Origin of the sequence: Leptolyngbya sp. FACHB-671, from assembly GCF_014695745.1 — a bacterium.
Lineage (GTDB): Bacteria > Cyanobacteriota > Cyanobacteriia > Elainellales > Elainellaceae > JAAUTN01.
In genome coordinates this window covers 90,976-115,631 of record NZ_JACJOV010000164.1, presented here as the reverse complement: position 1 = coordinate 115,631, position 24,656 = coordinate 90,976, and the positions used below count along the sequence as shown (strand labels likewise).

Here is a 24,656-nt window from a genome sequence, read left to right as displayed (position 1 = left end):
TGTTTTATGACTCGTGGCAGTAAAGTTAGCGCCATTCTAAGTGGATTATAGAAGGATCGAACTGTGCGAGGCATACCCTTCCATAACCTATTTAGGATTGCTATGTGAAGTTGATTAAACAGAAAAAGGCAACCTCATCATTTGTTGAGCTACGCTAGTATTAACCCAACCCGCAAAAACTACATTAATCTCCTTCCCTACACCTTTCAAAAGCTAGATAAAAATAAGTTTTTATCGGCAAGAATTTTACTTTTGGCTAACAAATCTGATTAACAAAATAGCTGCTTCTCTACTGAACTCTGTGGAGTAAATAACATGATTACAACCAGAAAACTAGATATTTCTCCCTTGAATCAAGAGCTAAAAGAACAGGAACTTGTGCTTTGGTTTGAGCAGGTTGGCATTGGTGATGTACCCCTAGTAGGCGGCAAAAATGCATCTCTGGGAGAGATGATCCAGCAACTCACACCCAAAGGAGTGAACGTTCCAACGGGCTTTGCCACAACGGCTCATGCCTTCCGTTATTTCATGGAGAAAGCAGGGCTAAAAGCTCGGCTTCAACGTTTATTGGCTGACCTAGATGTAGAAAACATCAACAACTTACGGGAACGAGGACGACAAGCCCGCACGTTGATTTTAGACACACCCTTTCCATCGGAGCTAGAGGAGGCGATCGTAGATGCCTACGTGCAGCTTTCAGCGCGATATGACGTCGATATCGAAATGTGTGAAGCATTGAATGGAGCAGAGCGACAGGCTTGCCTCAGTCGCTACAGTGGCGTTGATGTAGCTGTCCGCTCCAGTGCTACTGCTGAAGATTTGCCGGATGCAAGCTTTGCCGGACAGCAAGACACTTATCTCAACATCAATGGCATTAATGGCGTTTTAGAAGCCTGCCATATGTGTTTTGCCTCTCTGTTTACCGATCGCGCCATTTCTTATCGCACAATTAAAAACTTTGACCATTTTGAGGTTGCTCTATCCGTTGGCGTGCAAAAAATGGTGCGCTCTGACCTGGCATCGGCAGGTGTAATGTTTTCAATCGATACGGAAAGTGGCTTTAAAAATGCGGCACTTGTCACGGCTGCCTATGGATTAGGTGAAAACGTGGTGCAGGGAGTGGTTAACCCAGATGAATACATTGTGTTCAAACCCACGTTGAAACAAGGTTTTCGCCCAATTCTAGAAAAGCGTCTGGGTAGTAAAGAAATCAAAATGGTGTATGACATTGGTGGCAGCAGACCCACCACAAACCTGCCCGTGCCTAAAGTCGATCAGGGAAAATATGCTCTGGAAGATGATGAAATTCTGAAGTTGGCAGAATGGGCTTGCATCATTGAAGACCATTACTCTAACGTGCGAGATGCATACAGCCCAATGGATGTGGAATGGGCAAAAGATGGCACAACAGGTGAACTGTTTGTCGTGCAGGCTCGTCCCGAAACGGTGCACTCCCAAAAGGGAAACAATGTTTTAAAGACCTATAAACTCACGGCAAAACAAAAAGCAGAACCGTTGCTCAGAGGTCGTGCAGTCGGTGAAATGATTGGTCAGGGTAAGGTACGAACCATTATTGATATCCGTAAGCTAGATGAGTTTCAGGAAGGAGAAGTGCTGGTAACGACGCGTACTGATCCTGACTGGGAGCCAATTATGAAACGAGCCAGTGCAGTCATCACGAATCAGGGTGGGCGCACCTGTCATGCTGCAATTATTGCACGGGAATTAGGAATTCCAGCCATTGTAGGCTGTGACAACGCCACTGAAATTCTCCGAGATGAGCAGGAAGTTACCGTTTCCTGTGCCGATGGGGAGGAAGGGCACGTCTACGACGGCATCCTGCCGTTCGAGATTGAAGAACTCCAGTTAGATGACTTGCCGCGCACCCGTACCAAGGTGTTGATGAATGTAGGCAATCCTCATGAAGCGTTTCGGCTATCACTAATTCCGAATGATGGGGTAGGGTTAGCCCGAACAGAGTTCATTATTGCCAATCACATTAAAGTGCATCCATTGGCACTGCTGCATTTCAACCAGCTTAAGGATAAAGCCGCTAAGTGGGAAATTAGTCAGCTCACCACTCAGTATGAGGAGATGTCAGACTACTTTGTAGACAAACTAGCATCTGGAATTGGTATGTTAGCGGCAGCATTTTATCCCAATCCAGTCGTGGTGAGAATGTCGGATTTGAAGAGTAATGAGTACGCCAATCTGATTGGAGGGCGGGATTTTGAGCCAGAAGAAGAAAACCCGATGATGGGCTGGCGTGGAGCATCACGTTACTACGACCCGAAGTATCAGGCTGCTTACGGGCTGGAGTGCGAAGCCTTTAAGCGTGTACGGGATGAAATGGGGTTGACGAATGTGATTCCAATGATTCCGTTCTGCCGCACTCCAGCAGAGGGGCGTAAAGTTCTGGACGAGATGGCTAAGCACGGACTGGTGCAAGGAGAGAATGGCTTGCAGGTATACGTGATGTGTGAGTTACCTAGCAACGTGGAGCTAGCCGATCGCTTTAGTGAAGTGTTTGACGGTTTCTCGATCGGTTCCAATGACCTGACCCAACTCACGTTAGGACTTGATCGCGACTCAGCCCTCGTGTCTCACTTGTTTGACGAGCGCGATGAAGCGGTGAAACGCAAGCTAGAGCGAGTAATTGCGACGGCAAAGCGGTTTAATCGCAAGATTGGCATCTGCGGACAGGCACCCAGTGACTATCCTGAGTTTGCTCAATTCCTGGTGGAGCAGGGGATTGATTCGATCAGTTTGAATCCGGATTCGGTGTTAAAGACATTGTTGGCGATCGCCAAAACCGAAGCATCAATGTCCCCAAGCCAACCCACTTAGCCCTACAGTCTTGGAGCGAGTTAACTCACAAAACTCGTTCCAAAACTCCGACTTGGTAGGCAGAGTTAAGAACTCTGCCTTATTTTGCGTCTCATGCTGATGGAGCACTTTATTCTTAGAATAATAGAGTCGAGAGTGTTGTCTATCAGAGGAACCTGGTAAAGAAATCTTCTGTCTTTGAATCTTGACATTTAGCTTAAGATTTCTCATTCTATTCCAGAGACTTGTCTCACACTACTCCTTTAAAACTTTCGATTGTAGTTAGCAAGGGTCGTAACAGCGTGTTTCTGAATCGTTCTCTGTGGGGTTGCTTGGGCTCAGCAATTCTTCTTCTATCCATTCAGCCTTACTCTGCGGCTCAAACTGTAGCTCCTGAGTCAGCAACTTATCAGGCTGCAACTCCTTCTACGACGACGCTAGAGCCACAAATTGTAGTACCGGAGCTGTTGCCACCAGACCCCGTCTTTCCAGAAGCTCAAGAAGTGCGACTGGTGCTGAAGCTGAGGGAGCGCCGGGTTTATGTCTATCAAGATGATGAGTTAAAAACGACCTATCCAGTGGCGATCGGTAGAGCGGGATGGGAAACTCCAACAGGCAGTTTTGAGGTTTTGCACATGTTACAAGACCCAGGATGGACAAATCCGCTCACTGGGGAAACCATGCCACCTGGACCTGAAAATCCACTTGGGGAAAGGTGGATTGCCTTTTGGACAGATGGCAATAACTATATTGGTTTTCATGGCACCCCCAATCGCGAAAGTGTAGGGCGTGCAGCTTCGCATGGCTGTATTCGAATGTACAACGAAGATGTTCGTGAGCTATACGAAATTGTCACTCCTGGAACAGCAGTCATTGTGGAACCGTAGATATAACCACACTGTAAGAGTTAGATCAAAAATAAGGGGAGGGTGAACCCCCCCTTATTTTTTAGTATGATCTAATCGAACTAGTTCTTTACCGGTTCTTACCAAAGTGCCCGAGGATTAGAATCTGGGGTTGGCGTTGGACTTGGAGTTGGGGTCACCCTAGGTGTGGGAGTTGGACTTGGAGTTGGGGTCACCCTAGGTGTGGGAGTTGGACTTGGAGTTGGGGTCACCCTAGGTGTGGGAGTTGGAGTCACTCCGGGCGTGGGAGTCGGAGTCACCCTAGGTGTGGGAGTTGGGGTCACTCCAGGTGTGGGAGTTGGACTTGGAGTCGGAGTCACTCCGGGTGTGGGAGTCGCCCCAGGTGTGGGAGTCGGAGTCGGTAACGTTGGCGAAGGGGTGGGCGTTGGAGGGGGAGAGTCTTGAGCTTGAGCTAGCTTTAGAGATGTAACGGTTAGGCTAGCAGCAGACAACAAGGTTACCGCAAAAAATAAAAACTTCAGCAAATTGGACGACCGCTTATCCATGTGTTTTCTCCTCACGGTGTATCGGTGGTTTGGTTGTGCAATTCCCTAAATGAGGGAGCCGTTCTAGCTGCCAACCTCTTTTTCCCCAGGTTTTGTGGGTAGAGAAGTAAAAGCAAAGCTAACACTCCCGTCAAATGGGTAAAAGGTTCATTCTGGAGAACCCGGCAGCCTCAAAGGGGATCGGTCGCAGGACAGGTTGTCGCCCGCCAAGTCACCATTCTCCCAAATTCCCGTCTTTTGAGATCCATCTACGGATATAAATGTTCCTTGCCCATTACATTTGTTGGCTTGAAATTCGCCAATGTAGCGATCGCCATTTTCCAGCGTCCAAATTCCCTGCCCCTGGAACTGATCGTCTCGAAACTGACCTACATAGTTGCGACCATTTTCGAAAGTAAATGTTCCACAACCGTTCCGTTTCCCGTCCCGAAACTCGCCATCGTAGCGATCGCCATTGGGATACATCATGCTGCCTCTACCATCCAGAGGGGCAGTATTTGAAAAGCTGCCATAAAAGCGAGTGCCATCTTCATACTCATGGTCGGGCGCTCTATCAGCAAGGGACGGTAACGGTGGCTCATTGCAGACTAGTGGCGGAAGTTCAGTTACCGTGCGAGTGCGAGGAAAACTAGCGATCGCAGCAATCACCGCCAACCCAACTCCAACTCCTACCAAAATCTCCCAGGGAATCGAACGCGATCGCCTTGGAGTAGCAACTGGTTGCAGAGCAGCTACTTCTGTCGGTTTTTCAGGAGGTGACTCAACCGGAGCAGGTTTAGATTCAACTCCGGGAACTTGGGGAGATATCCAGACTGGTGGAACTTGTTTATGTTTGGGAGGAGACGGTGTTGGGGACGGCTGACTGGGTGAGCGATCGCTCTCTGCCTGGAGCATCACAGCCAACTCTCCTGGTTTAAAGTCACCCTCTAGCGGACAGCGTTTCTGCTGCCGATCAAGGTAGACATATCGACCTTCGACTTTATGCAGTTTGGTTGCCCTGCTAATCCGCCAATTTTCTAGACAAGCACCCGTCAACTGAGCTGCCGTCAAATCAGTAGCTTCTAACTGGGCAGAAGTCATATCAGCCCCATTCAAATTCGCTTCACTCAAGTTCGCGCTACTGAGATTGGCCCCGGTTAAATTTGCTTCACTCAAGTTCGCGCCACTTGCATAAGCTCCATCCAGCTCCGCGCCGCTCAGATTTGCCCGCTTAAGATTAGCCCCAATCAGACAAACCCGACTGAAGTTTACATGGTTTAAGTCAAATCCACTCAGATCAGCCTCAAAAAGATAAGCTCTACTCAAATCTGGCTTAACTTCGGGATTTTCGCTTCTCCAACGGTTCCAGGCTTCTACTCCTTGCTGAATCAGGGAGAGGTAATCATTGTCTGTCATGGAGAGTCCCCTTGCACAGCTAAGATAAAAAGCTAAAAAATTTCCCAGATTACGCTGATCCTACATAGAGGAAAAGCTGTATCGGTGACAAATTTTACTGCTTTATTTCCCACTCTTACTGACTTTAATGCCACTGATTACCCGTCTCCGACAAAAATCTACTCTACATCCTCAGATTATAAGAATGGGATTGCAACTGTGTTGCAATGTCATATATAGAATATAGAAATTTCAAAAAGTTCGTGAGTTCGTGAGAAATACATTCTACGAACTTCTAAAGCCCACTTAATAACGTTTCTTTGAAAAGAGGCTACAGATGGAAGGGCACCCTGCAGGGCGGGGTGCCCTTCCATCTGTAGCCCTAATTTTTGGAATCGGTATTACCCCCTACAACGGATTAAGATTAGACCGTCGCACGAATTACTTTTGAAGCGTGAATGGTAGACCAGCACAGCCACGCTACCATTCATGCAGAAGCTTTATAAATTAGTCAGTTAGGAATTCTCCACAGGTCCAGGCTGGTCAATATATAGTTCGTGGACAAGCTGCATATCCCAGAAAGATGCTTCAATCTTATGTCCATCTGGGTCGCGGACAAAACAGCCATAATAGGGTTCTCCATAATCAGGTCTGCTTCCTGGTGCCCCCTCGTCCATACCACCCGCTGCTAGAGCCGCCTCATAAAATGCGTGGACAGAGTCTTTAGTGGGCGCAATAAAACCAAAGTGGGTTCCATTCCCAACTGTTGCACGGTTACCGTCGATCGGAGTTTGTACCCAAAATTCTGGATACTGCTTACCATAGGCGACTGCACCTGGATGCTCCATGATGCGCTTGCAGCCTAGTGTGAGCAATACCTGGTCATAAAAGGCGATCGCTCGTTCAAAATCGTTTGTGCCAATCGAGATGTGTGAAAGAATACTGGGACTATCTTCCATTACCTTATCCTCCATCTGCTGTGCTTTGAAGACGAAAAGGCACACCAAAAAGCAAGCACAAAAGTGATGTGCTAACGCCATTCAAGGACTTAACTAAGACTGAGTAACCGACCCAAAAACAATATCGGTACATCTGTACTACGTCAAGAGCTATGCCTGTAAACACAAAACTAGGGGCAGCGACTTGAACAGATCGGCTGAAAAGACACAGCCTTACCGCTTCAAGTTTCTACCCCTAAGTTACGAATGCTTCGCTTCTCAGCGTTATGCCGAAAATTCTGAGCCAGTTCTAATAGACGGGCTAGTGCAACAACAAATAAGCCGTTAGTCCGGCATGAGCTTCAAGCCCACCTATCATAGATGCTGCACTGTCAGCCCGAATTCTACTAGCCCTCTACGGTGATCTTGCCACCCATTCCTGCGCCTCGGTGAGGAGCACAGTAATAGCTGTAATCACCAGCAGGCATGTCGGATGAGAAAGTAACCTCAAACGATTCGCCAGGAGCAAACATCAGCTGTTGATGTGAAAGTTTGGTTGCCAAATCCTTACTGTTAGTGGGGATGGCTTTGTCATCAAAAACGACGTTATGGGGAGGGAGTTTATTATTGACCCACTTAACGGTATCGCCACTTTGAACAGTCAAAGTAGACGGCTCAAACTTCAGCATGCCGTTGTCAGCGCCCATCTTGATGGTGTGAGTTGCCGCCGATGCGGGAGAAACTACTAGTAGGAAGGTGCTAACAACCAATGCAATTGTGCAGAGGGCTAGACTTAAACTCCTTGAAACTAGAGCAATCAATTTCATGGTTACCTCTAGAGGTTTAAATTTAACTTGTTGTGAAACTTACAAATGTAGAAAATCTTAGAGGCCGAACCTCGTCAATTCTTCTCATGAAGGGTAAGCCATAAATGAACTTACTCCATAAGTTTCACAATTATCAAATCAGATCTTAGCCCGAATGTTTACCTTCTAAAGCTTTCCAAAGGTCAATATTGGGTAAATCCAAGTTTTTGTGGGACGAATTTGCGGCTCTGCGCTAAAAAGAGGCGCTTCCCCACCCCGGAGCTTTCTGGGCTGCCCTCAAAATAAAAGCTGCCAGGTTCTCAACTTCTGACTGGGATACCCAACTCTCAGGCATCTGACGGCAGAAGAAGGATTCCTCTGTCCCGTCGTAGGTCATCGGTTGTCTGAGAAAAGTGACTAAGCCGTTGATGTTGTCACGCGGAGGCATGGCTCCTCGCAGGGCTTCAATTGACAGAGAAACGAGTGGATCTGGCAAAGTTGCCCCACCCACATGGCAGTTTTTGCAGTTTTCCTCAAACAGGCGCTTGCCTTGAGAGAGGTTTTCAGCAGAAAACAATTTGGTCTGCTTTTCGTCCAGGTCAAGAGCGATTGGCTCAGAAACCTTCAGATATCTCACGACATAGGGGTCTAGAGTAGCTGCCTGTGTAGGTAGGCTCCAGGTAATCAGACCAACACTCACGATGAGCAGAATTAGCAGGTAACGAACTGTAGAACGCAACATGACACAGGAATGACCGCTTACGCTTGCAGGCTTTACCGTAATTGCCTTGGAACATTCTTAAAAGAGAGGGGCAGACGTAGAGGCTGCCCCAAGGAAAAACAAGTTTTTCTAATGGTCGGACAGAGAGCTGGCAGAAATTTAGTAGTAAATTTTGCCGCCGCCCCACTTTTCACCTACAACTTTGGGTTGTAGAAGGATGTGACCTGAAATGGCAACGAGGTCGTCTTCAGTCAGGTTTCTCATCTTAGGGAAAATGTCTGTGCTTTGAGTGCTGGGGTGCAGTTCGGCAATAGACTCTAACCCGTCATAGGTCGTGGGATCGTGCAAATAATCGACCAGAGATTCCAGGTTATCTCGAGGTGGCGATGCCAGCGCTAAAGCTTCTGGATCTAGACCCACATTGGGGTCAGTTTTGGTAACGCCGCCTACGTGACACTGACCGCAGGCATAGTTAAATAGGCGCTTGCCCTCAGAAACCTGCTCCAGGCTGAGAACAGTCGTTTCTCCTGCTTCGTTTAGTTTGACGGTGCGGGTGGCTTGGTCGAGTTCAGCGGCGATCGCCCTTCCTGTAAACAATTGAAAAGCGAAAAATACAGTGACCACAACAAGCCAAATGTATCTCTTAAGCATGGTTCTCCTTAAACACGTCGCTCAGGTATTAGCAACTCAACACAGCAAGGCTCAATCTCAAGATTGAATCTTTTGGCAAAAATCTGCTGAACAGGCAAGCTGATTCCTAATGATCAGGATAAAGTTCACAATTAGAACTCAGACTTTTCTCTCCAGCAACTTTAAGTATGATTACTCTTGACATCCTCTAAAACCATTCAGGCTACAAGTTCCTGAATAGGCAGGATTGAGCTGTCCTAATTCAATATCATGCCACCGATCGGGCGCTTTCCCAAGCCAGATTAGAATTGGAGACATTGCTTAATCTCAAAAAGCGCCAATGTCATGAAAGTGCGCCTGTTCCCAGAAGAAATCAGGGGACACTCGCCCCTCGATAACGCCAATGCCCTCATCCTCAAGCGCCTGTTGTTGCTGTGGCATGTGTTTTGTGATCAGTCCACCGTCTGGGGCAACGATGCGATGAATGGGGAGGCGATCGCCCGCCTTCTTCAAGAAAATTGGAATTGTGCGGTAATAGCTGCGAGCTAATCCCAGTGCCATCAGCAAGTGAGCTGTGCTAACGACTTTACCGGACTGAATTCTCGTCACAAACTCTGTAAACCTGCCTTTGGCATTTTCTGGCAGGGGGGAAAATTGGTATGGACTGATCTGCACTTGATCCCCCACCTTGATCAAGCCATCCCTAACGACCATCCCCAGTAGCCCGCGTTTGCCTTTTATTCGGGTGGCAAGTCCAGGCTTGAGTTGATTTAACTGAGAACAGGGGTCACAGGGAAACGTAATCCGGATTAAAGCAGACTGACCCACCTGTAAAACCTGCCCCGAAGCTAAGGACTCGATTGGTGCATCAATCAGTAAATTTTCTCGTAAATCTCCAGGGTTCAAATCAAATTCAGCAAGGGTAGGGGTATCTACAAGCAAAATCTGACGGGGGTTGCCGGCGATCGCATAAACATCCCCTTCTACACCCACGCCACGCTTAAGCAGCAACTCTTCACGTTCAGTAGTTGCTGCTCCTTTATGCTGCTTTGCAAAAAGCTTTACTGCTTTCACAGGCTCCTCATAACCTAATTTGGGACTGCAATAGCATAAGGGCTTTTCTGAAAGCTTGGAGTACGTATTTGCACTGAATCATCCACAGAAGGCTTAAAATCAGAACTGATCCAAATTTGTTTTACCTTCGAACCGACTGCACCAAGGTGTAAAGATGACCCTAAGCCCCGGCGATCCTGCTCCTGAATTTAGCCTGCCCGACGGAGAAGGCAACAGCGTTAGTCTTTCAGATTTTCGTGGGAAACGAGTGGTGCTTTACTTCTACCCCCGCGACAACACGCCTGGCTGCACTAAAGAAGCCTGTGGGTTTCGGGATGCCTACCCGGACTATCAGTCCAACGATGTAGTCGTGCTGGGGATCAGCACCGATGATGCCAAAGCGCATACTAAGTTCACAACTAAATACAACTTGCCGTTTCCGCTGTTGTCAGATGCAGCTGGGCAAGTTGCCACAATCTACGATAGCTATGGGCTAAAGAAGTTCATGGGTAAGGAATACATGGGCATTAGTCGGAATACGTTTATCATTGGGCCGGACGGCAAAATTGAAAAGATCTACCGCAAAGTCAAGCCAGAAGCTCATGCGGCTGAAATTTTGGCAGATCTAGCTAACGTGTCAGGGTGAATACTTTACCTGTTCCATCTTTACTCTCTATGGCGTAGCACTTTTAGTAGCACCATCACTTATGCTTCGGCTGTGGCAAATCATCCAAACCGCTCTGGGCATTATTTTTCGTCACCCGATTACGGGCACTAGCATCATTCCTGTGATGCCCGACGGACAAATTGTATTAATTCGACGACGGGATAATGGCTGTTGGGGGCTACCAGGCGGCATTGTCGATTGGGGAGAAGACATTCCCACGGCAGTGAAGCGAGAACTCGCTGAAGAAACCGGGCTGGAGTTGGTCAAAATCCGCCGTCTGGTCGGCGTTTACTCTGCACCTGATCGCGATCCTCGATTTCACTCCATTTGTGTGGTAGTCGAGGCGGAAGTAACAGGCAAAATGTCAATCAAAGATAAGCTAGAAATTCTTGACGTAAGAGCGTTTCAGCCATCAAGCCTGCCTCAAGGTAAGCTCTCCCACGATCATGACCAGCAATTGCAAGACTATTTCAGCGGCGTGACTACCCTAGCCTGACCAGGTTGTGTCAGCATCTCAAGATCAACAGCATTTTCTGAAATGACATAGGTTGACTGTTAGAATCACTAACTGGCGGCTCTAACTGGCTATTCCTGACCTGGCTATTACCCGTCTAGCTGTTACCTTGTAGTTTAGGATGACCTTACCAATCCGCAACTCCCGTATTCGACTGTCTCAAGGGCAACTGTTTTGGCGCGAAGTGGGTCAAGGGACGGTATTGGTCTTTCTACACGGCTCTTGGAATGACAGCAGCCAGTGGTTGCCGTTGGTGGAACGTTTGAGCCAAACTTACCATTGCCTAGTGCCTGATTTGCTGGGGTTTGGAGAATCAGAGCGCCCTGAACTGCATTACTCCGTTGAGCTACAGGTGGAATGTCTGGCGGAGTACCTGGAATCGTTGAAATTACGTCAGGTTTACCTGGTTGGGCATTCTCTGGGCGGGTGGATTGCATCCAGCTACGCGCTGCGCTTTCCAGACCAGGTGAAAGGGTTAATATTGCTAGCGCCAGAGGGAGTACAGCTAGAAGGGAAGGGCGATCGCTGGCATTGGTCACGCTGGCTCACTGGACGACCGCCACTGGCTTATCGGTTCTTACAACTCCTGTTGCCCTTTGCCAAAGTGTTTGGTTGGCGAGAATGGGTCGAGCGATCGCTCCAGCTTCGCCAAAAACTGATGCAAGCGCCTGTTGCCTGCAAACTCTTGTTTAACCGTCGCGCGTCTGAAATTCGGGCAGAACTATTACCCGAAGACCAAATTTCCTGGCTAAAACTGCCTATCCTGATTTTGCAAGGAGAGCAAGATGACGCAGCAGCAATTCGCAGTCATCAAGTCTTTGCCCAAGCTCCCCAAGCAGAGCTAAAAGTGATTTCCAGCTTCGATCCAGACCTATTGCAGACTGAAGCTAAGGCGATCGCCACCGAAATCCGTAAGTTTGTAGAAACTGCCTGAAGCACGCTAATTGCCGATCAAATCATAAATTCTGTAACGTTCATAGTGACGATTTCAGTCGTAGCAGGCTAAAGCTTGAACTATAAAGTTGAAACTATAAAGTTTGTGCAACTTTCAAGCTAGTCAATTCGCCCATCTCGTCATTATGAGTGTCTTTGATCGTTATGAGTGTCTTTGATCGTTCCAACCCAACATCTGTAACATCTCAGTTGAAATTAAACCAAATAATTGCTGCTGGACTGAATCGTCGCTGGTCGTGGAAACACCGTCTGGGCATCAGTGCTTTGCTGGGAGCGATCGCCTTCATCCTGGTTTTGATCACTCCTGCCCAAGCCATCGAAGTCCAGATTCAGCCTGATAGCCCGCAATTGGGCGATACCATCGCAGTCATCGTGCAAACCAGTTCAGCTGATGTCGAAGCCCCGACTGTCACCATGAATCAGACGACCTACCCAACCTTCGCGATCGGTAGCAATCGATTTCGCGCCCTGTTGCCCACCACCCCACTAGATGCACCAGGACGTTATGAAATTCGGGTGAATGGCGAAGGCGACCAGCGCAATTTGGCAGTTTGGTTGCGCGATCGCTCCTTTCCTACCCAGCGCATCACCCTGCGTGGCGGCGGTGTAGAGGGCACCGATTACGAATTTGATCGAGTCGCTGAATTTAAGCAACTGGTCACTCCCGAAAAGTTTTGGACGACTCCCTTCATTCGCCCTAATGCGGGTGAAATTACCTCTGGGTATGGAATTCGACGTTACTACAACGGTGTATTTGCCCAAGACTACTACCATCGCGGCGTAGATTACGGCGGTGGTACCGGTTCCGCAGCAATGGCTCCTGCCGCTGGGAGAATTGCCCTTGTGGGGCGCGAATCTGACGGCTTTCAGCTACACGGCAATACTATTGGGATCGATCATGGACAGGGCGTTGCTAGCATTTTTCTGCACCTAAGCCGGATCGACGTACAAGAAGGCGACTTTGTACAACCTGGACAGGTGGTTGGAGCTGTCGGGGCAACAGGTGCAGTCACCGGACCGCATCTACACTGGGGGCTCTACGTTCATGGACTGGCTGTTGACCCAGCGCCCTGGCGATACGACGGCTTTGAGTAATCTCACACCGGATCGGAAATTAAGATTAGCTTAAGTCGGACTGATTTCGTGCGATTTCCAAATTCTGGGGCAAACTAAACTCAAGAAGATTGATTGTAAGTTTGTCACCCAAGTGGCGCGGTGGAGCGTAAAAAACTTTATGAGTATCGAAAAAATTGTTGACCAAGCTCTACAGGATGGTTATCTGACCCCTGCCATGGAAGCAGAAGTTGGGCGCATCTGCGACACCGCCTCTGAGCTGTCGATTGAAGAATACATGGCGTTGGATCGATTGATGGGAGCTTTGCTGACCGGCGAAGTGGTTGCAGTTCCCCGCAAGCAGTTCATTAACGTAATGGAAGAGTTGGTACTGACGGAGGCGATCGCCCGCGTCGCAGAAATTGAAGCCACGAGTGATGTCACCCTCGACCTGGGTGACATCGCCGCCTACGCGCTCAACCGCCTGCCGCCGCTCTATGCCACCACTGAAGAGGGTGCTGACTACCAACGAGGACGGGCAAAAGACGAACTTCAAACGCTGATTGCTCAGCAGGTGAGTGAGGCGATCGCCCGCAACCTAGATAAACCAGAATTCTTCCCAGAACGGCAAGTATTGGGCAAAAATGCAGGTGACGAAGTGCTTACTCAGGTTAGTGCTTTGCTGCAAACCTATGCTCCCAAGTTTGAAGCTGGATCAAAGCCCAGTGGCGATCGGGGCATTGCTTAGAATTTCGACTAAGAGCTTTGAACTGAATAGCTCTAAACTTTAAGCGGAAGTGCAGCAGAATAGCTACACTTCCGCTTAAAGTTTGCGATCGAATCCTCAAAGTCTAGCTTTAGGTAGTCAACGGTTTTCGCGGTCGAGTATTAGGGGTTTGTCTGCTTGAATTAGTATGAGGGTGGGGGGGATAGGGCTAAAGCTTCGGCTTTTAAGCCTCTTCAGGCTATACCCTACCTATTCTAACTAATTATTTTTGAATCAAGTTCTTTAATTCTTCATCAGATCTCTACTGAAAAGCTAGACTCAGTACAGGTTTAATTATCTAATCTAGTAATAGCTAGTTCCCCAAGGATTAAATCTTGAGATTATAGATTTGCCAAGGCTTCTAGTAATAAATAGATGACGCACTGAGATGAGGCAATGCGATCGCAGCCTCCAGCCCCAACTCCTCTTTCTAGCCCCTTAAACTTGAAATCAGAATTAAGTGCAAATCCTGGTTTCATAGGAACTAAAACACCACTTACTTTGCCATGAAAGCCCAACAGCGTACCCGCAGCCAGGAGCGGATTCTTAACCTGCTTAGAACTTTGAATCGAGCGGCTTCTGCTCAAGATATTTATGTAGAGCTGCGTAGTCGCAACGAAGGAATGGGGCTAGCAACGGTCTATCGCTCTTTAGAAGCGCTCAAACTGGAAGGAGTGATTCAGGTTCGCACGTTAGCAACCGGAGAATCGCTTTACAGTTCTATTCAGGAAGACAAACACCATTTGACCTGTTTGCAGTGCGGGGCATCTATTCCGATTAATGAATGCCCCGTTCACGATCTAGAAGACCAGCTGCACCAGTCTTACCGCTTCAAAATCTATTACCACACTCTGGAGTTTTTTGGGCTGTGTACTGAATGCCAGCTGGCTCACGCAAGCGATAACACTTCTGACTAAGATCCAAACATCTTTGGCTCGTCCTTATCTCTATCTCCAATCATGGAGCGCATTCCTTCAACCGTAGCAGGAATGCTGCGTGGGTCCATAAACATAACCTTGCTGCTGCCGCTGGTGCCGATCTTGGAACCCATGTCGATGTAGTTTTGAGTCATCAAAAACTGAAGTGCTTCATGAGCATTGGGATCAGATTTCAACGTACTCGCGATGACTTGTAAAGCCTCAGCCGTTGCTTGTGCCCGCAACACTTGCTCTTGGCGTTCTGCTTGTGCTCGTAAAACAATTGTTTTTTGCTGTGCCTCAGCTTCCAAGATGGTTGCTTTTTGGCGAGCTTCGGCTTCCAAGACGCGGGCCTCAGCACTACCTCTTGCTGAGTTAACGGCTGATTCTCTTTCGCCTTCAGATGTGAGAATGGATGCCCGCTTGCGCCGCTCCGCCGACATCTGGAGCTCCATCGACTCCTGTACAGCTTTAGAGGGAACAATGTCTCGCAGTTCAACCCGGGTCACTTTAACGCCCCAGGGGTCAGTTGAGACGTCTAGCTCTCGTAGCAACAGTTCGTTGATTTCAGAGCGAGCGGTAAAGGTTTCATCTAGCTCTAGCTTACCCATCTCGGCGCGAATCTGAGTTAGTACCAGATTGACCATTGCCGATTGAAGATTCTCGACCTTGTAGTAGGCTTTCTCCAAGTCCATGATACGCCAGTACACGACGGCATCAACTGAAATCGAGACGTTGTCACGAGTGATGCACTGCTGCGGCGGAATGTCGATCACCCGCTCACGAATGGTTTGCTGGTAAGCAATGCGATCCAGGAAAGGAACCGTGAAATTAAGTCCTGGCGAAAGTTTTCTACCGTTGTATCGCCCTAACCGTTCAACTAATGCTTCGTTTCCCTGGTTAACGATGCGAACCGATTTTGTCAGAACAGTACCACCAAAAACTAAAAATATTAAGAATCCTACCAAGTCACCCACGTTAAACAACCTCCAATTTTTGGGTTTTCATTAGGGAAACTGCTGAGGCTGTGCCCGCAACAGGCTTTCTGGCATGACGATAAGTGTGTTGCCCCGACGTTCTACGACGTAGACTCTTTGGTTGGGAGCGATCGCCATTTCATCATCTTCGCAACGAGCCTGCCAGGAATTTCCCTCATAAAGTACTCGACCTGTTTGCCCTGGCAGAATTTCTGTGATTGTCTGTGCTTCCGTCGCATCAGCAATTAACCGATGTTTGCTTTGAGGAATAAAGCGGCGAGACAAGACAGTGAGAATTACAGACAGTGCTAGCCAGAGAACAACCTGAATCCCGAAGTGGGGCACTACTAGCGCCACCAAGCCGACCACAATGGCGCTGACTCCCATCGTGAATTCCACAAATGCTGTCGGTAAAGTCATCTCCATGATGCAGAGAATTACACCAGCAATCAGCCAAAGAACTGTGGGACTTAGCGACATATATTCAGCTCTCGATACACAGGTCTGTCGATATTCAATAACTTCACTGGTAGCAATGGCAATTCCGCTATTTCAGCTTCAGAGAATCACTACAGGCTTGATTAGAGTAAGCTTGCCCACATTTCAATCTAACTTAGTGTTTGTTTACATCACAGTGATGTCAGCTTATCTTCCGTTTGTTTATACCCACTTTTTATACCAACTTTAAGGCTGCATATTTTTGAACCTGCCTCGCATACGCGGGGCAGGTTCAAAAATATGCAGCTTCATGTAGAAACGGTATTACATCGTTGCAATGTCAGCTTATCTTTAAGGGTAATTGTTCGTCTTGTTTGAGTGCATGAGCCGTCCCCATTCTTCGATTGAATGCCCCAACCCGGAGTGCCTTCATTCCAATAATTCGCTCGGTAGCCGTATCTGCGATCGCTGCCAAACGCCACTGCTCTATAACTACCTATGGGCAGTCGGGGCAGTAAACCACATCCCGACTGGAACCCGGATAAACGGTAGATATGGCGTGGTGGCTCCTAGAATCTGGCTGGATACGCAGCCGGGGCGATCGCCCGATGTCCCATCGAGCTTACCTGATGCAGCTTTGCCCTACTTGCACCTATATCCCCAACGGCTTTATGTACCAGGAGTGTTTGGGTTTTGCGCTCTCAAGGGAGGCGACGTAGCCATGCTGCTGGAGAATGCTCCTATTGACCTGACAGGTAAGCTTTACCCAGCGATCGCCACAGTTTGGTCACGGGGAACAGCGGTGCGTCAGGTTTACTGGCTGTGGCAAATTCTGCAACTGTGGACTCCACTTCAGGAGATGGGAGTTGCTGCTAGTCTCCTGACTCCAGATAATCTGCGGATTGAGGGGTGGCGAGTGCGGCTGCGAGAGCTTTACAGCGATGAGCCAGAGATTGATCAGCTGGATACTACTAAGCCAGACGTGGGTGAGTCAAATACGAGTGAGCTAGAGACTGCTAAGCCAAATGAGGGGAGGTTAGAATCCACGACAGAGGAGACAGCCAGTCCGCGATCGCTCAAAGAATTGGCAGACGTCTGGTTGACTTGGATTGATGACTCACAGGAAGCGTTGATCCAACCCTTACGAAAGATTTGTCAGCAAATGCAGTCTGCTACGTCTAAGGAAGCGGAGGGGGCGATGCAAAGCAGTTCCCCCTTTGGGGCGATCGCCACTCAACTCAACCAGCTTTTGCTAGAACAGGCAGCTCAGCAGCCCCTCCAGCTCAGCATCGCTGGCGCAACCTCAACGGGTCCAAAACGGACACACAACGAAGATGCTTGCTATCCAATCACGCTGAATGCGGCTGAACCGCCCCAGTTTAGTGAGCTGCTGCCCCATCTGGCGATCGTGTGTGACGGCATTGGTGGGCACGCAGGTGGAGAAGTTGCCAGCCAGCTTGCCCTGCGCTCTCTGCAGCTTCAGTTTCGGGCACTGCTGGCTGAGATTGCTGAGCAGCCAGAACTGATGACTCCAGAGGTTGTGACTCAGCAAATAGAAGCAATCATTCGTGTGGTCAACAACCTAATTGCCGCGCAAAACGATACTCAGGGACGAGAATTGCGTCAGCGCATGGGCACAACCCTGGTGATGGCACTGCAACTGCCCCAGAAAATCGAGACTCCAACTGGTACGAGTAACACCCATGAACTTTACCTAGCACATCTGGGAGACAGTCGTGCCTATTGGCTGACTCCGCGCTATTGCCACACGCTCACCGTGGATGATGATGTCGCTACTCGGGAAGTGCGGATGGGGCGCAGCCTCTACCGAGATGCTTTAAAGCGACCCGATGCTGGAGCCCTGACTCAAGCTTTAGGCACACGGGATGGTGAGTTTCTACATCCAGTCGTGCAGCGGTTCGTTCTGGAGGAGGATGGTGTGCTGCTGCTTTGCTCGGATGGGCTGAGCGACCACAATCGAGTTGAGCAGTCGTGGGAGCCACTTACTCGCCAGTTGTTTAAGGGAGAGCTTACTCTAGACGAAGCTGTTCAAGCCTGGATCGAGCTCGCCAGCGAGAAAAACGGACACGACAACATTTCTGTGGTGCTGTTGCAGTGTCAGGTTTCACCTCAGTATCCTCAACCGCTCGAGCCAAAACTGCCACCTGCACCGCTCGTCAGTCAGTCAGAACTATCAGAATCTTCCAGAGCATTGCTATATGGCGACGAGGAAGAATTTGAGTTAGAAACAACCGATTCTGCAACCCGTTCTCGCCAGAAAGCGAGTCCGCTGGCGATCGCTTTTGGGCTTGCAGTCTTAATGTTTCTACTGGGGGTAGCGGGCGTTGCTGCTTGGCGACAAATCAATCCCGAAAGCTTTAACCGAACCTGGGAACGACTGCTCCAGCCATCTTCTCAATCCTCCCCTTAAAGCAGACCCCCTACATAAATGGTGTGAATTGCTGTACGTCTCTGTCAGGCAGCGATTCCCCGCAAGCAGTCTAGTGAGTAGTGCTGCCCAATGGGACAAGGGGTTTGAGTGCATGTCACCTTATATGCAAAGATAAGGATGAGGAGTCTGATCCAAGGCTGAGGCAAAATGCGCTGACTCAGACGTAAACATTAGCGACTACTTGAGAGAGAACACCGAAAGTTTATGAAAGTTGGCGATCGCGTTCGCGTAAAAGAATCTGTTACTGTCTACCATCACCCCGAACACCGAAACGAGCCTTTTGACATCAATGGGCAAGAAGGCGAAGTAATCGGGATTGCAAGTGAATGGAAAGGTAAGCCCATCAGCGCTAATTTTCCAATTCATGTCAAGTTTGCAGGTAAACTCAGGGCGCACTTGCGCGAAAGCGAACTGGAGTTGGTTGAGTCATGACCGCCTGTTCCAGGCTCGGTAAAACCAACCCAACAAGTTGAAATCGCTTTGCATCTTGATCAATTCCTGGCGATGCTGGTTTGCTAACTGCTGATATTCTTCACAATATTCTTCAAACGCCTGCCGTAAACGAACTTCTTCATAAAAGGTGTAAGTGATGCGGTAGCTAGCAAAAATCTCAATCTCTGGCTGAGCCGCTTGAGGAATCAATAGGGAGTGTTGGTCGGACATGGGTGCAATTTAGCAATATTTCAGCAACTTAATAGAACACAGTAGCGACTTAGCTCAAGATTAGCGCAAGGAAACGTCCGTAGGTGTGAGGACGGAGCCTCAGGGCACTGCGTTACCATATGAGCAATCCTAAATGGTTTGTGAAAGTCCCCAAATAGGCGCTTTCACAGACTATCTCGTTCATAAATTAAATAGGACTGCTCATTAATCTGAAGTTAATGCTGTTTCTGTTTGAAGCTGCATATTTTGGGACGTGTTCTGTGTACGCAGCTACGCTCTAAGACACGCTGCCCAAAGAGAATTAGATGTGAGCTACGAACTTAACAGGGACTAGCAATGAAAACACAGGAAGCTCAAGCAAATGAGACATTAAAAGATTATGCTCATTTAGCAATTCAAAAACATTTTAAGAAATCTATAAAACACGAATCAGATGTGTTGAAGGGTAGCGATCCAGAACCACTGCATCAAATGCGAGTGGGGATGCGTCGCTTAAGGACAGCCCTACAGGTATTTGAACCTGCCTTAGATCTACCGGAAGCAGTAAGCGATCGCCAAATCAAAAAAATTGCTCAATGCTTGGGGGCGGTTAGAGATCTAGATGTTTTAGAGATAGCACTCAAAGAAAGCTATCGCCCGCAGTTGAAGGGAAAAGAACAGAAGAAATTAGATCAGGTTGTAGAGAGTTTACAAAAGCAGCGCGATCGCCAATTTAGCCGAATTAAAAAATTATTTGAAAGCCAACAGTACCGCAAATTCAAGCAATCTTTCAAAGGCTGGTTAGAGCAACCTAGCTATAGGGCGATCGCTCCGCTACCGCTACTGCAAGTTTTGCCAGATCTGTTGTTACCTTTGATCAGTAATTTGTTGCTGCATCCTGGTTGGCTATTCAGCACCTGGGTAGAATCTGGTGAAATCAAACTACCGACTTTGCTCGATTCGGAACATATCAACCAACAGCTAGATGAGCAAGCAGAAGTGCTGCACGACCTTCGCAAACAGATGAAGCGGGTACGCTATCAAACTGAATTCTTCACCGATTTCTACGAACCCACTTTCATGTTGCGGGTGCGAGAATTTCAGGCTGTGCAGGAAATTTTGGGGGAATTGCAAGATGCTGCTGTCCTCAATGACTTTTTGACCAGTGAACTACAGCTCAACTGGCAAGAACAACTGCCAACGCTAGCTGAGCAGCTTGAAGAAAATCGGATTCGTGCCTGGGCAAATTGGCAGCCCATCCAGCGGCAGTATTTGAATCTCGATTTTCGAGAACAGCTTCGTCAACTGGTTGCTACGCCCCTAAAGCCATCCCTTCAACCGGTAAACCACTAAGCCCAGGTATTCCTTCAAGGCGCGGGTTGTTTGTTGCAGCGGCTCAGCGTCGGGGATCAGGCTTAAGACCAGTCCCTCTGTAGTTTGGCTTGCTTCTTCAGCATTGCGCTCTGTCACTAAAAAGTCAGTAGGTGCGGGGATCGCTTCGATCCCTTGTTTTTGGAAGATTTTTAGCGATCGCGGCATGTGCATTGCCGAAGTCACTAGCAGCACCCGATTCAAATTGCGTTCCTGCAAAATTTGGCGGACATTAACCGCATTTTCATAAGTGTTAAGCGAACTGGGGTCTTGCAAAATTGCCGTTGCTGGCACACCCAGTGCTTCAACAATTTTTGCCATATCGGCTGACTCTGGCGGACCACCATCCTTCCAATCAATTCGACCACCGCTAAGAATCACAAGGGGTGCCTTGCCTTCCCGGTAGAGTTGTGCGCCATAAAGGGTGCGATCGCCTGCCTCACTCACATCTACCCAGGGGCGAGGAGGTGTTTCGGGCTTGATCCCGCCGCCCAAGACCACGATCGCATCTGCTGTTGGTAGCCTAAAGGTAGGAATATGCTGCCATTCCAGCGATTGCACAAGTTGGTTGGCGACCCAGGTATTGCCCCCAGCTAGCAATAGCACCAGCGCCAAAACGATATTCAACGCGGCAAGTCTTGGCTTGCGCCAGAGCAGCACTAAAGCCAGCAGCAGCAGCAAACAGGATAATCCCAACGGGTAAACGAACAGGGGCAGTAGCTTAGATAGGAAAAGGAACATAAAACAGGGAAAGAGAATAAGGGATGAGGGATGAAGGGGTAGGAGGGAGGCAGAGAAGCCCCCCTCCTACCCCCTACCATTTGACCAAACAGTTCAACTTTATTCAGAGCAATGTGCCATGCAAATTGAGACGCTAGCAGTTCATGCAGGTCGTCAGGTCGATCCTACGACGGGGGCGATCGCTCCTCCCATTCAGCTATCAACGACATTTGAGCGAGCAGCAGATGGCAGCTATCCCCAAGGCTATATCTACACCCGCACCAGCAATCCTAACCGAACAGCTCTAGAGCAATGTCTTGCTGCCTTAGAGGGGGGAACAGTGGCAGCGGCGTTTGCATCCGGGTCTGCGGCAACCATGAGCATCTTTCAAGCGCTTGCTCCCGGTGATCACGTAATTGCACCCTGTGATGCCTACACCGGAACCACAACATTGCTGAAAACGATGTTTGTCCCTTGGGGACTGTCAGTCACATTCGTAGACATGACCGATCCCACGCAGGTACAGCAGGCTTTGCAACCCAACACTCGCCTCGTTTGGATTGAAACACCCTCAAATCCGATGCTAAGAGTGACAGATATTGGCAAAGTTGCTGATCTTGCCCATCAGGTTGGAGCGGTTTGCGCTTGTGACAACACCTGGGCGACTCCAATTTTGCAACAGCCACTTCAACAAGGGGCTGATTTAGTAATTCACGCAACCACTAAATATTTGAGCGGACATAGTGATGTGTTGGGTGGGGCAGTGGTAGCGCAGGCAGAGTCTGAGTTTTTTGACAAAGTTCGGCATATTCAAACTGTAGGCGGCGCAGTGGCAGCTCCATTCGACTGCTGGCTGACACTCAGAGGGATTCAAACCTTGCCCTGGAGAATGCAGGCGCATTCTCACCATGCCATGCAGATCGCTCGTTTTCTCAGTCAGCACCCTGCAGTTGAAGCGGTTCACTATCCTGGATTGGAAACGCACTCAGGTCATGCGATCGCCGCTCAGCAGATGCGAAACTTTGGCGGAATGCTCTCGTTTCAGGTTAAAGGCGACAAACAGCAGGCATTTGCAGTAGCGGCAAAATTGCGTCTCATCACTCGCGCAACCAGTTTGGGAGGCGTTGAAAGCCTGATCGAACACCGAGCCTCAATCGAAGGGGCAGATACCAAAACCCCTGAAAATTTGCTGCGACTATCGGTCGGTTTGGAAAATATTGAAGACCTGATTGAGGATTTGGAGCAGGCGATCGCTAGTTAGCAAGAGCAACGTTTTTCAGGACAAAGCTTTTCTTGTTATAGCCCTCTGCCTCTTATCTATTTCAGGAGGCAGAGCCTCGCTGTAGGCATCCCCAGGTAGAACCTGGGGACGGAATTCTCATCTAGAATTCCAAGGGACGGAGCAGCTCATCCAGCCAGATTTCTACCTGGTGGCGCAAACGCACAGATGGATTGGCGGTAGAGGCAGCAGATTCGGGGAGACAGTCAATCGCCCGTTGGTAGTCAGCCGCAGCACAATTCCAATCACCCCAAAGATGGTAAGTGCGTCCTCGCTCAGCATAAATGTGTCCTTCTAGCCGACCCAGGTGTAGCCCCAAGTCAAAGCTTTCAACGGCACGATCATACATTTGTAGGTCACGGAAGGTAATGCCCTGATTGATCCAGGCACGGACATTACTAGGGTTTAGCTCAAGCGCCATTTCGTAATCCAAGATTGCATCCAGGTACAGCCCTTGGGTGACGTAATAGTTGGCGCGGTTGTTGTAAACGCTGTCTAGGCAAGGATTTAAGTCTAGGGCCGTATCGTAGTCGGCGATCGCTTCCTCTAACTGACCATTCTGAAAATAAACCAGTCCTCGGTTGTTGTAATCAGTCGCGTTGTCAGGATGGCGCTCAATGAGTTCGTTAAAAATTTCAATCGCTCCAAGGCGATCGCCTTGCTGCACCCGATTCATTGCCTGCTGTCGCAAGAGCGTATTGCGATCGGTCTGGCTCAACTCAACCGGCTTACGACTAACCACGTTACAAGACCGACGCTGCTTTGGCTGCCAGCGCGTTGGAGTCCGATGAACCGAGCAGGTAGGGCAGGCACTTGCTGTACTGCTCAGGCTGTTTCCATTCTTGCAACTTTTGTTTAGACGGCTCAGACGGTTAGAAGGGCGCGTGTTCATTCTATCCTCGGGGTATATAGGCTCAAGAGAGACACGATCAAGCGGAACTAAGTCCAGCGTTCTCGGTCTAAGGGGATTTTGAGTATCGGAGTCTATGATTTAAGTGTCTTTCGCCTTGGCGTTTGACACATCTATCCATGTGTCACTTGATAATGTGTCTTAGCGATAGATGTCAGCGTATAAGTACTGAAACCTTCATCCCTGCCTGCAAACGGGTTCAGGGAAACATCAAGTGAGCAGAAACACCCGTAAGTTAGAGTTAGAGCGGAACTACAAGCAATTCATTCTTCCATTGAGGACTAACCGAAGTCCGTGTAATTTCCGAATCTTTGTAAAAAATTTGCAAATCTCGTCATATATCAGCCGATTTTGTAACAGCTTTAGAAGCTGACACAAGCCTGTAGAGTCGGACACGGTAGAATGCAAAGGAATTGCAATGCTGCGAGGGCGCTATTTAGGCTATGACAACTACGACCACCAATTCCAACCCTTCAGACCTCTCTACAGATGATTATGTAGTGGTTGGTTTAGCTACTTGCTTCATCAAAGAAGAGGGTGAAATTCACCAGGTCAAAGTCGCGGAACCGATTCCCTCGGCAGCACTGGAGGCAATATTGAAGGGAATTCCAACCTCCTATGAATTGGCTTGTGCTACCACTTTAGGGTCAGTGTTAGTTGAGGGTGAGCCACAAATGCTGACCAGTTTTCCAGCGGAGGCTCAGTTTTGTGACGAATTTGCTAACCGGGCGATCGCCGCTGCCCGCACTTACAAAACTCGCCCTGCTGCGACTGAGCACATTCTCCAAGGGACAACTCGACAAGACTTCAACTTCTCCTTGGAGCGCAAACGAGTTTTGAATTCTGAGCGCATCATCAAAAACGAGGACAACGTCAAGCAACACGCTTATACCCATCAAGTTCTTTGAGCTGCATAAAATTTCACAGCTTATATTCCGTTTAAAAGTTTGAAGCGGCTCTCAATTAATTAATGAGAACCGCTTCAAACTATCTATTCAAAACCATTTATTCAAACTATCTAGAGCTTAAATTTGCTTGTTTTGAGATTATCTGAAACCAACCGCAGCCTGCCAAACAAAAGCCAGCAGGAAGAAAAAGACGGGAATTACAGGCAAAACATCCACTAGAGGATCAAAAATTGCATAAGCTTCGGGTAACTTTGCCAACAGCAGTGCCGCTTCCATAAATGAGCCTACCTCTTCAACACAGATTTCATAATTGCCATGTATCTTAACAC

Annotated in this window: 27 protein-coding genes; 14 read left to right on the top strand and 13 right to left on the bottom strand. The window is 48.6% G+C overall.

Features of this window, described 5'->3' with window-relative positions:
* The first annotated feature begins 315 nt into the window (after positions 1-315).
* The 3 genes from ppsA to H6F93_RS31300 all read left to right on the top strand — a co-directional run bounded on the left by ppsA (position 316) and on the right by H6F93_RS31300 (position 4,136).
* A complete protein-coding gene (gene ppsA, locus H6F93_RS31310) occupies positions 316-2,847 on the top strand; it encodes a phosphoenolpyruvate synthase (RefSeq protein ID WP_190689689.1) in 2,532 nt (843 codons plus the stop codon).
* A 281-nt stretch (positions 2,848-3,128) separates the two neighbouring features.
* Entirely contained in the window at positions 3,129-3,713 is a 585-nt protein-coding gene (locus H6F93_RS31305; RefSeq protein ID WP_347277385.1) for a L,D-transpeptidase, read from the top strand.
* A 165-nt stretch (positions 3,714-3,878) separates the two neighbouring features.
* Positions 3,879-4,136, top strand: coding sequence for a hypothetical protein (locus H6F93_RS31300; RefSeq protein ID WP_190689686.1), 258 nt, complete (start codon positions 3,879-3,881; stop codon positions 4,134-4,136).
* Positions 4,137-4,384: 248 nt separating this feature from the next.
* On the opposite strand, the gene H6F93_RS31295 is transcribed toward H6F93_RS31300, so the two are convergent.
* From H6F93_RS31295 to H6F93_RS31270, 6 genes are all read right to left on the bottom strand, one after another.
* Positions 4,385-5,632 (bottom strand): pentapeptide repeat-containing protein, encoded by a 1,248-nt coding sequence (locus H6F93_RS31295; protein WP_190689683.1) that lies wholly within the window; start codon positions 5,630-5,632, stop codon positions 4,385-4,387.
* A gap of 494 nt (positions 5,633-6,126) precedes the next feature.
* Entirely contained in the window at positions 6,127-6,570 is a 444-nt protein-coding gene (locus H6F93_RS31290; RefSeq protein ID WP_190689680.1) for a VOC family protein, read from the bottom strand.
* A gap of 386 nt (positions 6,571-6,956) precedes the next feature.
* Complete coding sequence (gene petE / locus H6F93_RS31285) at positions 6,957-7,376, bottom strand: plastocyanin (RefSeq protein WP_190642386.1); 420 nt, start codon at positions 7,374-7,376, stop codon at positions 6,957-6,959.
* Positions 7,377-7,608: 232 nt separating this feature from the next.
* Complete coding sequence (gene psbV2 / locus H6F93_RS31280) at positions 7,609-8,097, bottom strand: photosystem II cytochrome PsbV2 (protein ID WP_190642387.1); 489 nt, start codon at positions 8,095-8,097, stop codon at positions 7,609-7,611.
* 138 nt (positions 8,098-8,235) lie between these two features.
* Positions 8,236-8,727, bottom strand: coding sequence for a photosystem II cytochrome c-550 (psbV, locus tag H6F93_RS31275; RefSeq protein ID WP_190642388.1), 492 nt, complete (start codon positions 8,725-8,727; stop codon positions 8,236-8,238).
* Positions 8,728-9,033: 306 nt separating this feature from the next.
* Positions 9,034-9,780, bottom strand: coding sequence for an MOSC domain-containing protein (locus tag H6F93_RS31270; RefSeq protein ID WP_190642389.1), 747 nt, complete (start codon positions 9,778-9,780; stop codon positions 9,034-9,036).
* Positions 9,781-9,934: 154 nt separating this feature from the next.
* On the opposite strand from H6F93_RS31270, the gene bcp reads away from it, so the two are divergent.
* From bcp to H6F93_RS31245, 5 genes are all read left to right on the top strand, one after another.
* The gene (gene bcp, locus H6F93_RS31265; RefSeq protein WP_190689677.1) at positions 9,935-10,405 is read left to right on the top strand and encodes a thioredoxin-dependent thiol peroxidase; all 471 of its coding nucleotides are present in this window, start codon (positions 9,935-9,937) and stop codon (positions 10,403-10,405) included.
* 61 nt (positions 10,406-10,466) lie between these two features.
* Positions 10,467-10,922, top strand: a complete 456-nt coding sequence (locus H6F93_RS31260; RefSeq protein ID WP_190642391.1) for an NUDIX domain-containing protein — start codon at positions 10,467-10,469, stop codon at positions 10,920-10,922.
* 139 nt (positions 10,923-11,061) lie between these two features.
* Entirely contained in the window at positions 11,062-11,874 is an 813-nt protein-coding gene (locus tag H6F93_RS31255) for an alpha/beta fold hydrolase (RefSeq protein WP_190689674.1), read from the top strand.
* A 164-nt stretch (positions 11,875-12,038) separates the two neighbouring features.
* Positions 12,039-12,989 (top strand): M23 family metallopeptidase, encoded by a 951-nt coding sequence (locus H6F93_RS31250; RefSeq protein ID WP_190689671.1) that lies wholly within the window; start codon positions 12,039-12,041, stop codon positions 12,987-12,989.
* Positions 12,990-13,128: 139 nt separating this feature from the next.
* Positions 13,129-13,695, top strand: coding sequence for a late competence development ComFB family protein (locus H6F93_RS31245; protein WP_190642394.1), 567 nt, complete (start codon positions 13,129-13,131; stop codon positions 13,693-13,695).
* A 359-nt stretch (positions 13,696-14,054) separates the two neighbouring features.
* On the opposite strand, the gene H6F93_RS31240 is transcribed toward H6F93_RS31245, so the two are convergent.
* Complete coding sequence (locus tag H6F93_RS31240) at positions 14,055-14,192, bottom strand: hypothetical protein (protein WP_190689668.1); 138 nt, start codon at positions 14,190-14,192, stop codon at positions 14,055-14,057.
* 27 nt (positions 14,193-14,219) lie between these two features.
* Between H6F93_RS31240 and H6F93_RS31235 the strand changes: the two genes are divergently transcribed.
* The gene (locus H6F93_RS31235) at positions 14,220-14,630 is read left to right on the top strand and encodes a Fur family transcriptional regulator (RefSeq protein WP_190642396.1); all 411 of its coding nucleotides are present in this window, start codon (positions 14,220-14,222) and stop codon (positions 14,628-14,630) included.
* Here the strand turns inward: H6F93_RS31235 and H6F93_RS31230 are convergent.
* The gene (locus H6F93_RS31230; protein ID WP_190642397.1) at positions 14,627-15,607 is read right to left on the bottom strand and encodes an SPFH domain-containing protein; all 981 of its coding nucleotides are present in this window, start codon (positions 15,605-15,607) and stop codon (positions 14,627-14,629) included. The two genes, H6F93_RS31235 and H6F93_RS31230, sit on opposite strands and share 4 nt — an antisense overlap.
* Before the next feature lie 30 nt (positions 15,608-15,637).
* Positions 15,638-16,087 carry an NfeD family protein gene (locus H6F93_RS31225; protein ID WP_190689665.1) on the bottom strand — a complete coding sequence of 150 codons (450 nt, stop codon included), beginning with the start codon at positions 16,085-16,087 and terminating at the stop codon, positions 15,638-15,640.
* Positions 16,088-16,427: 340 nt separating this feature from the next.
* Here H6F93_RS31225 and H6F93_RS31220 point away from each other — a divergent pair, with 340 nt between their 5' ends.
* Both H6F93_RS31220 and H6F93_RS31215 read left to right on the top strand, forming a co-directional pair.
* Positions 16,428-18,476 carry a PP2C family protein-serine/threonine phosphatase gene (locus H6F93_RS31220; RefSeq protein ID WP_190689662.1) on the top strand — a complete coding sequence of 683 codons (2,049 nt, stop codon included), beginning with the start codon at positions 16,428-16,430 and terminating at the stop codon, positions 18,474-18,476.
* A 225-nt stretch (positions 18,477-18,701) separates the two neighbouring features.
* Entirely contained in the window at positions 18,702-18,929 is a 228-nt protein-coding gene (locus H6F93_RS31215) for a ferredoxin-thioredoxin reductase variable chain (protein ID WP_190642399.1), read from the top strand.
* On the opposite strand, the gene H6F93_RS31210 is transcribed toward H6F93_RS31215, so the two are convergent.
* A complete protein-coding gene (locus H6F93_RS31210) occupies positions 18,924-19,160 on the bottom strand; it encodes a hypothetical protein (RefSeq protein ID WP_190689660.1) in 237 nt (78 codons plus the stop codon). The genes H6F93_RS31215 and H6F93_RS31210 overlap by 6 nt on opposite strands.
* 336 nt (positions 19,161-19,496) lie before the next feature.
* Between H6F93_RS31210 and H6F93_RS31205 the strand changes: the two genes are divergently transcribed.
* Positions 19,497-20,492, top strand: coding sequence for a CHAD domain-containing protein (locus H6F93_RS31205; protein WP_190689657.1), 996 nt, complete (start codon positions 19,497-19,499; stop codon positions 20,490-20,492).
* Here the strand turns inward: H6F93_RS31205 and H6F93_RS31200 are convergent.
* On the bottom strand, positions 20,460-21,251 hold the full coding sequence (locus tag H6F93_RS31200) for a YdcF family protein (RefSeq protein WP_190642402.1): 792 nt from the start codon (positions 21,249-21,251) through the stop codon (positions 20,460-20,462). The genes H6F93_RS31205 and H6F93_RS31200 overlap by 33 nt on opposite strands.
* Positions 21,252-21,369: 118 nt before the next feature.
* Here H6F93_RS31200 and H6F93_RS31195 point away from each other — a divergent pair, with 118 nt between their 5' ends.
* Positions 21,370-22,491 carry a trans-sulfuration enzyme family protein gene (locus H6F93_RS31195; protein WP_190689652.1) on the top strand — a complete coding sequence of 374 codons (1,122 nt, stop codon included), beginning with the start codon at positions 21,370-21,372 and terminating at the stop codon, positions 22,489-22,491.
* 121 nt (positions 22,492-22,612) lie between these two features.
* On the opposite strand, the gene H6F93_RS31190 is transcribed toward H6F93_RS31195, so the two are convergent.
* Positions 22,613-23,401 carry a tetratricopeptide repeat protein gene (locus H6F93_RS31190; RefSeq protein WP_190689649.1) on the bottom strand — a complete coding sequence of 263 codons (789 nt, stop codon included), beginning with the start codon at positions 23,399-23,401 and terminating at the stop codon, positions 22,613-22,615.
* A 461-nt stretch (positions 23,402-23,862) separates the two neighbouring features.
* Between H6F93_RS31190 and H6F93_RS31185 the strand changes: the two genes are divergently transcribed.
* A complete protein-coding gene (locus H6F93_RS31185; protein WP_190689647.1) occupies positions 23,863-24,327 on the top strand; it encodes a hypothetical protein in 465 nt (154 codons plus the stop codon).
* A 138-nt stretch (positions 24,328-24,465) separates the two neighbouring features.
* On the opposite strand, the gene H6F93_RS31180 is transcribed toward H6F93_RS31185, so the two are convergent.
* Positions 24,466-24,603, bottom strand: coding sequence for a photosystem II reaction center protein K (locus H6F93_RS31180; RefSeq protein ID WP_190642406.1), 138 nt, complete (start codon positions 24,601-24,603; stop codon positions 24,466-24,468).
* Between the last annotated feature and the right edge of the window lie 53 nt (positions 24,604-24,656).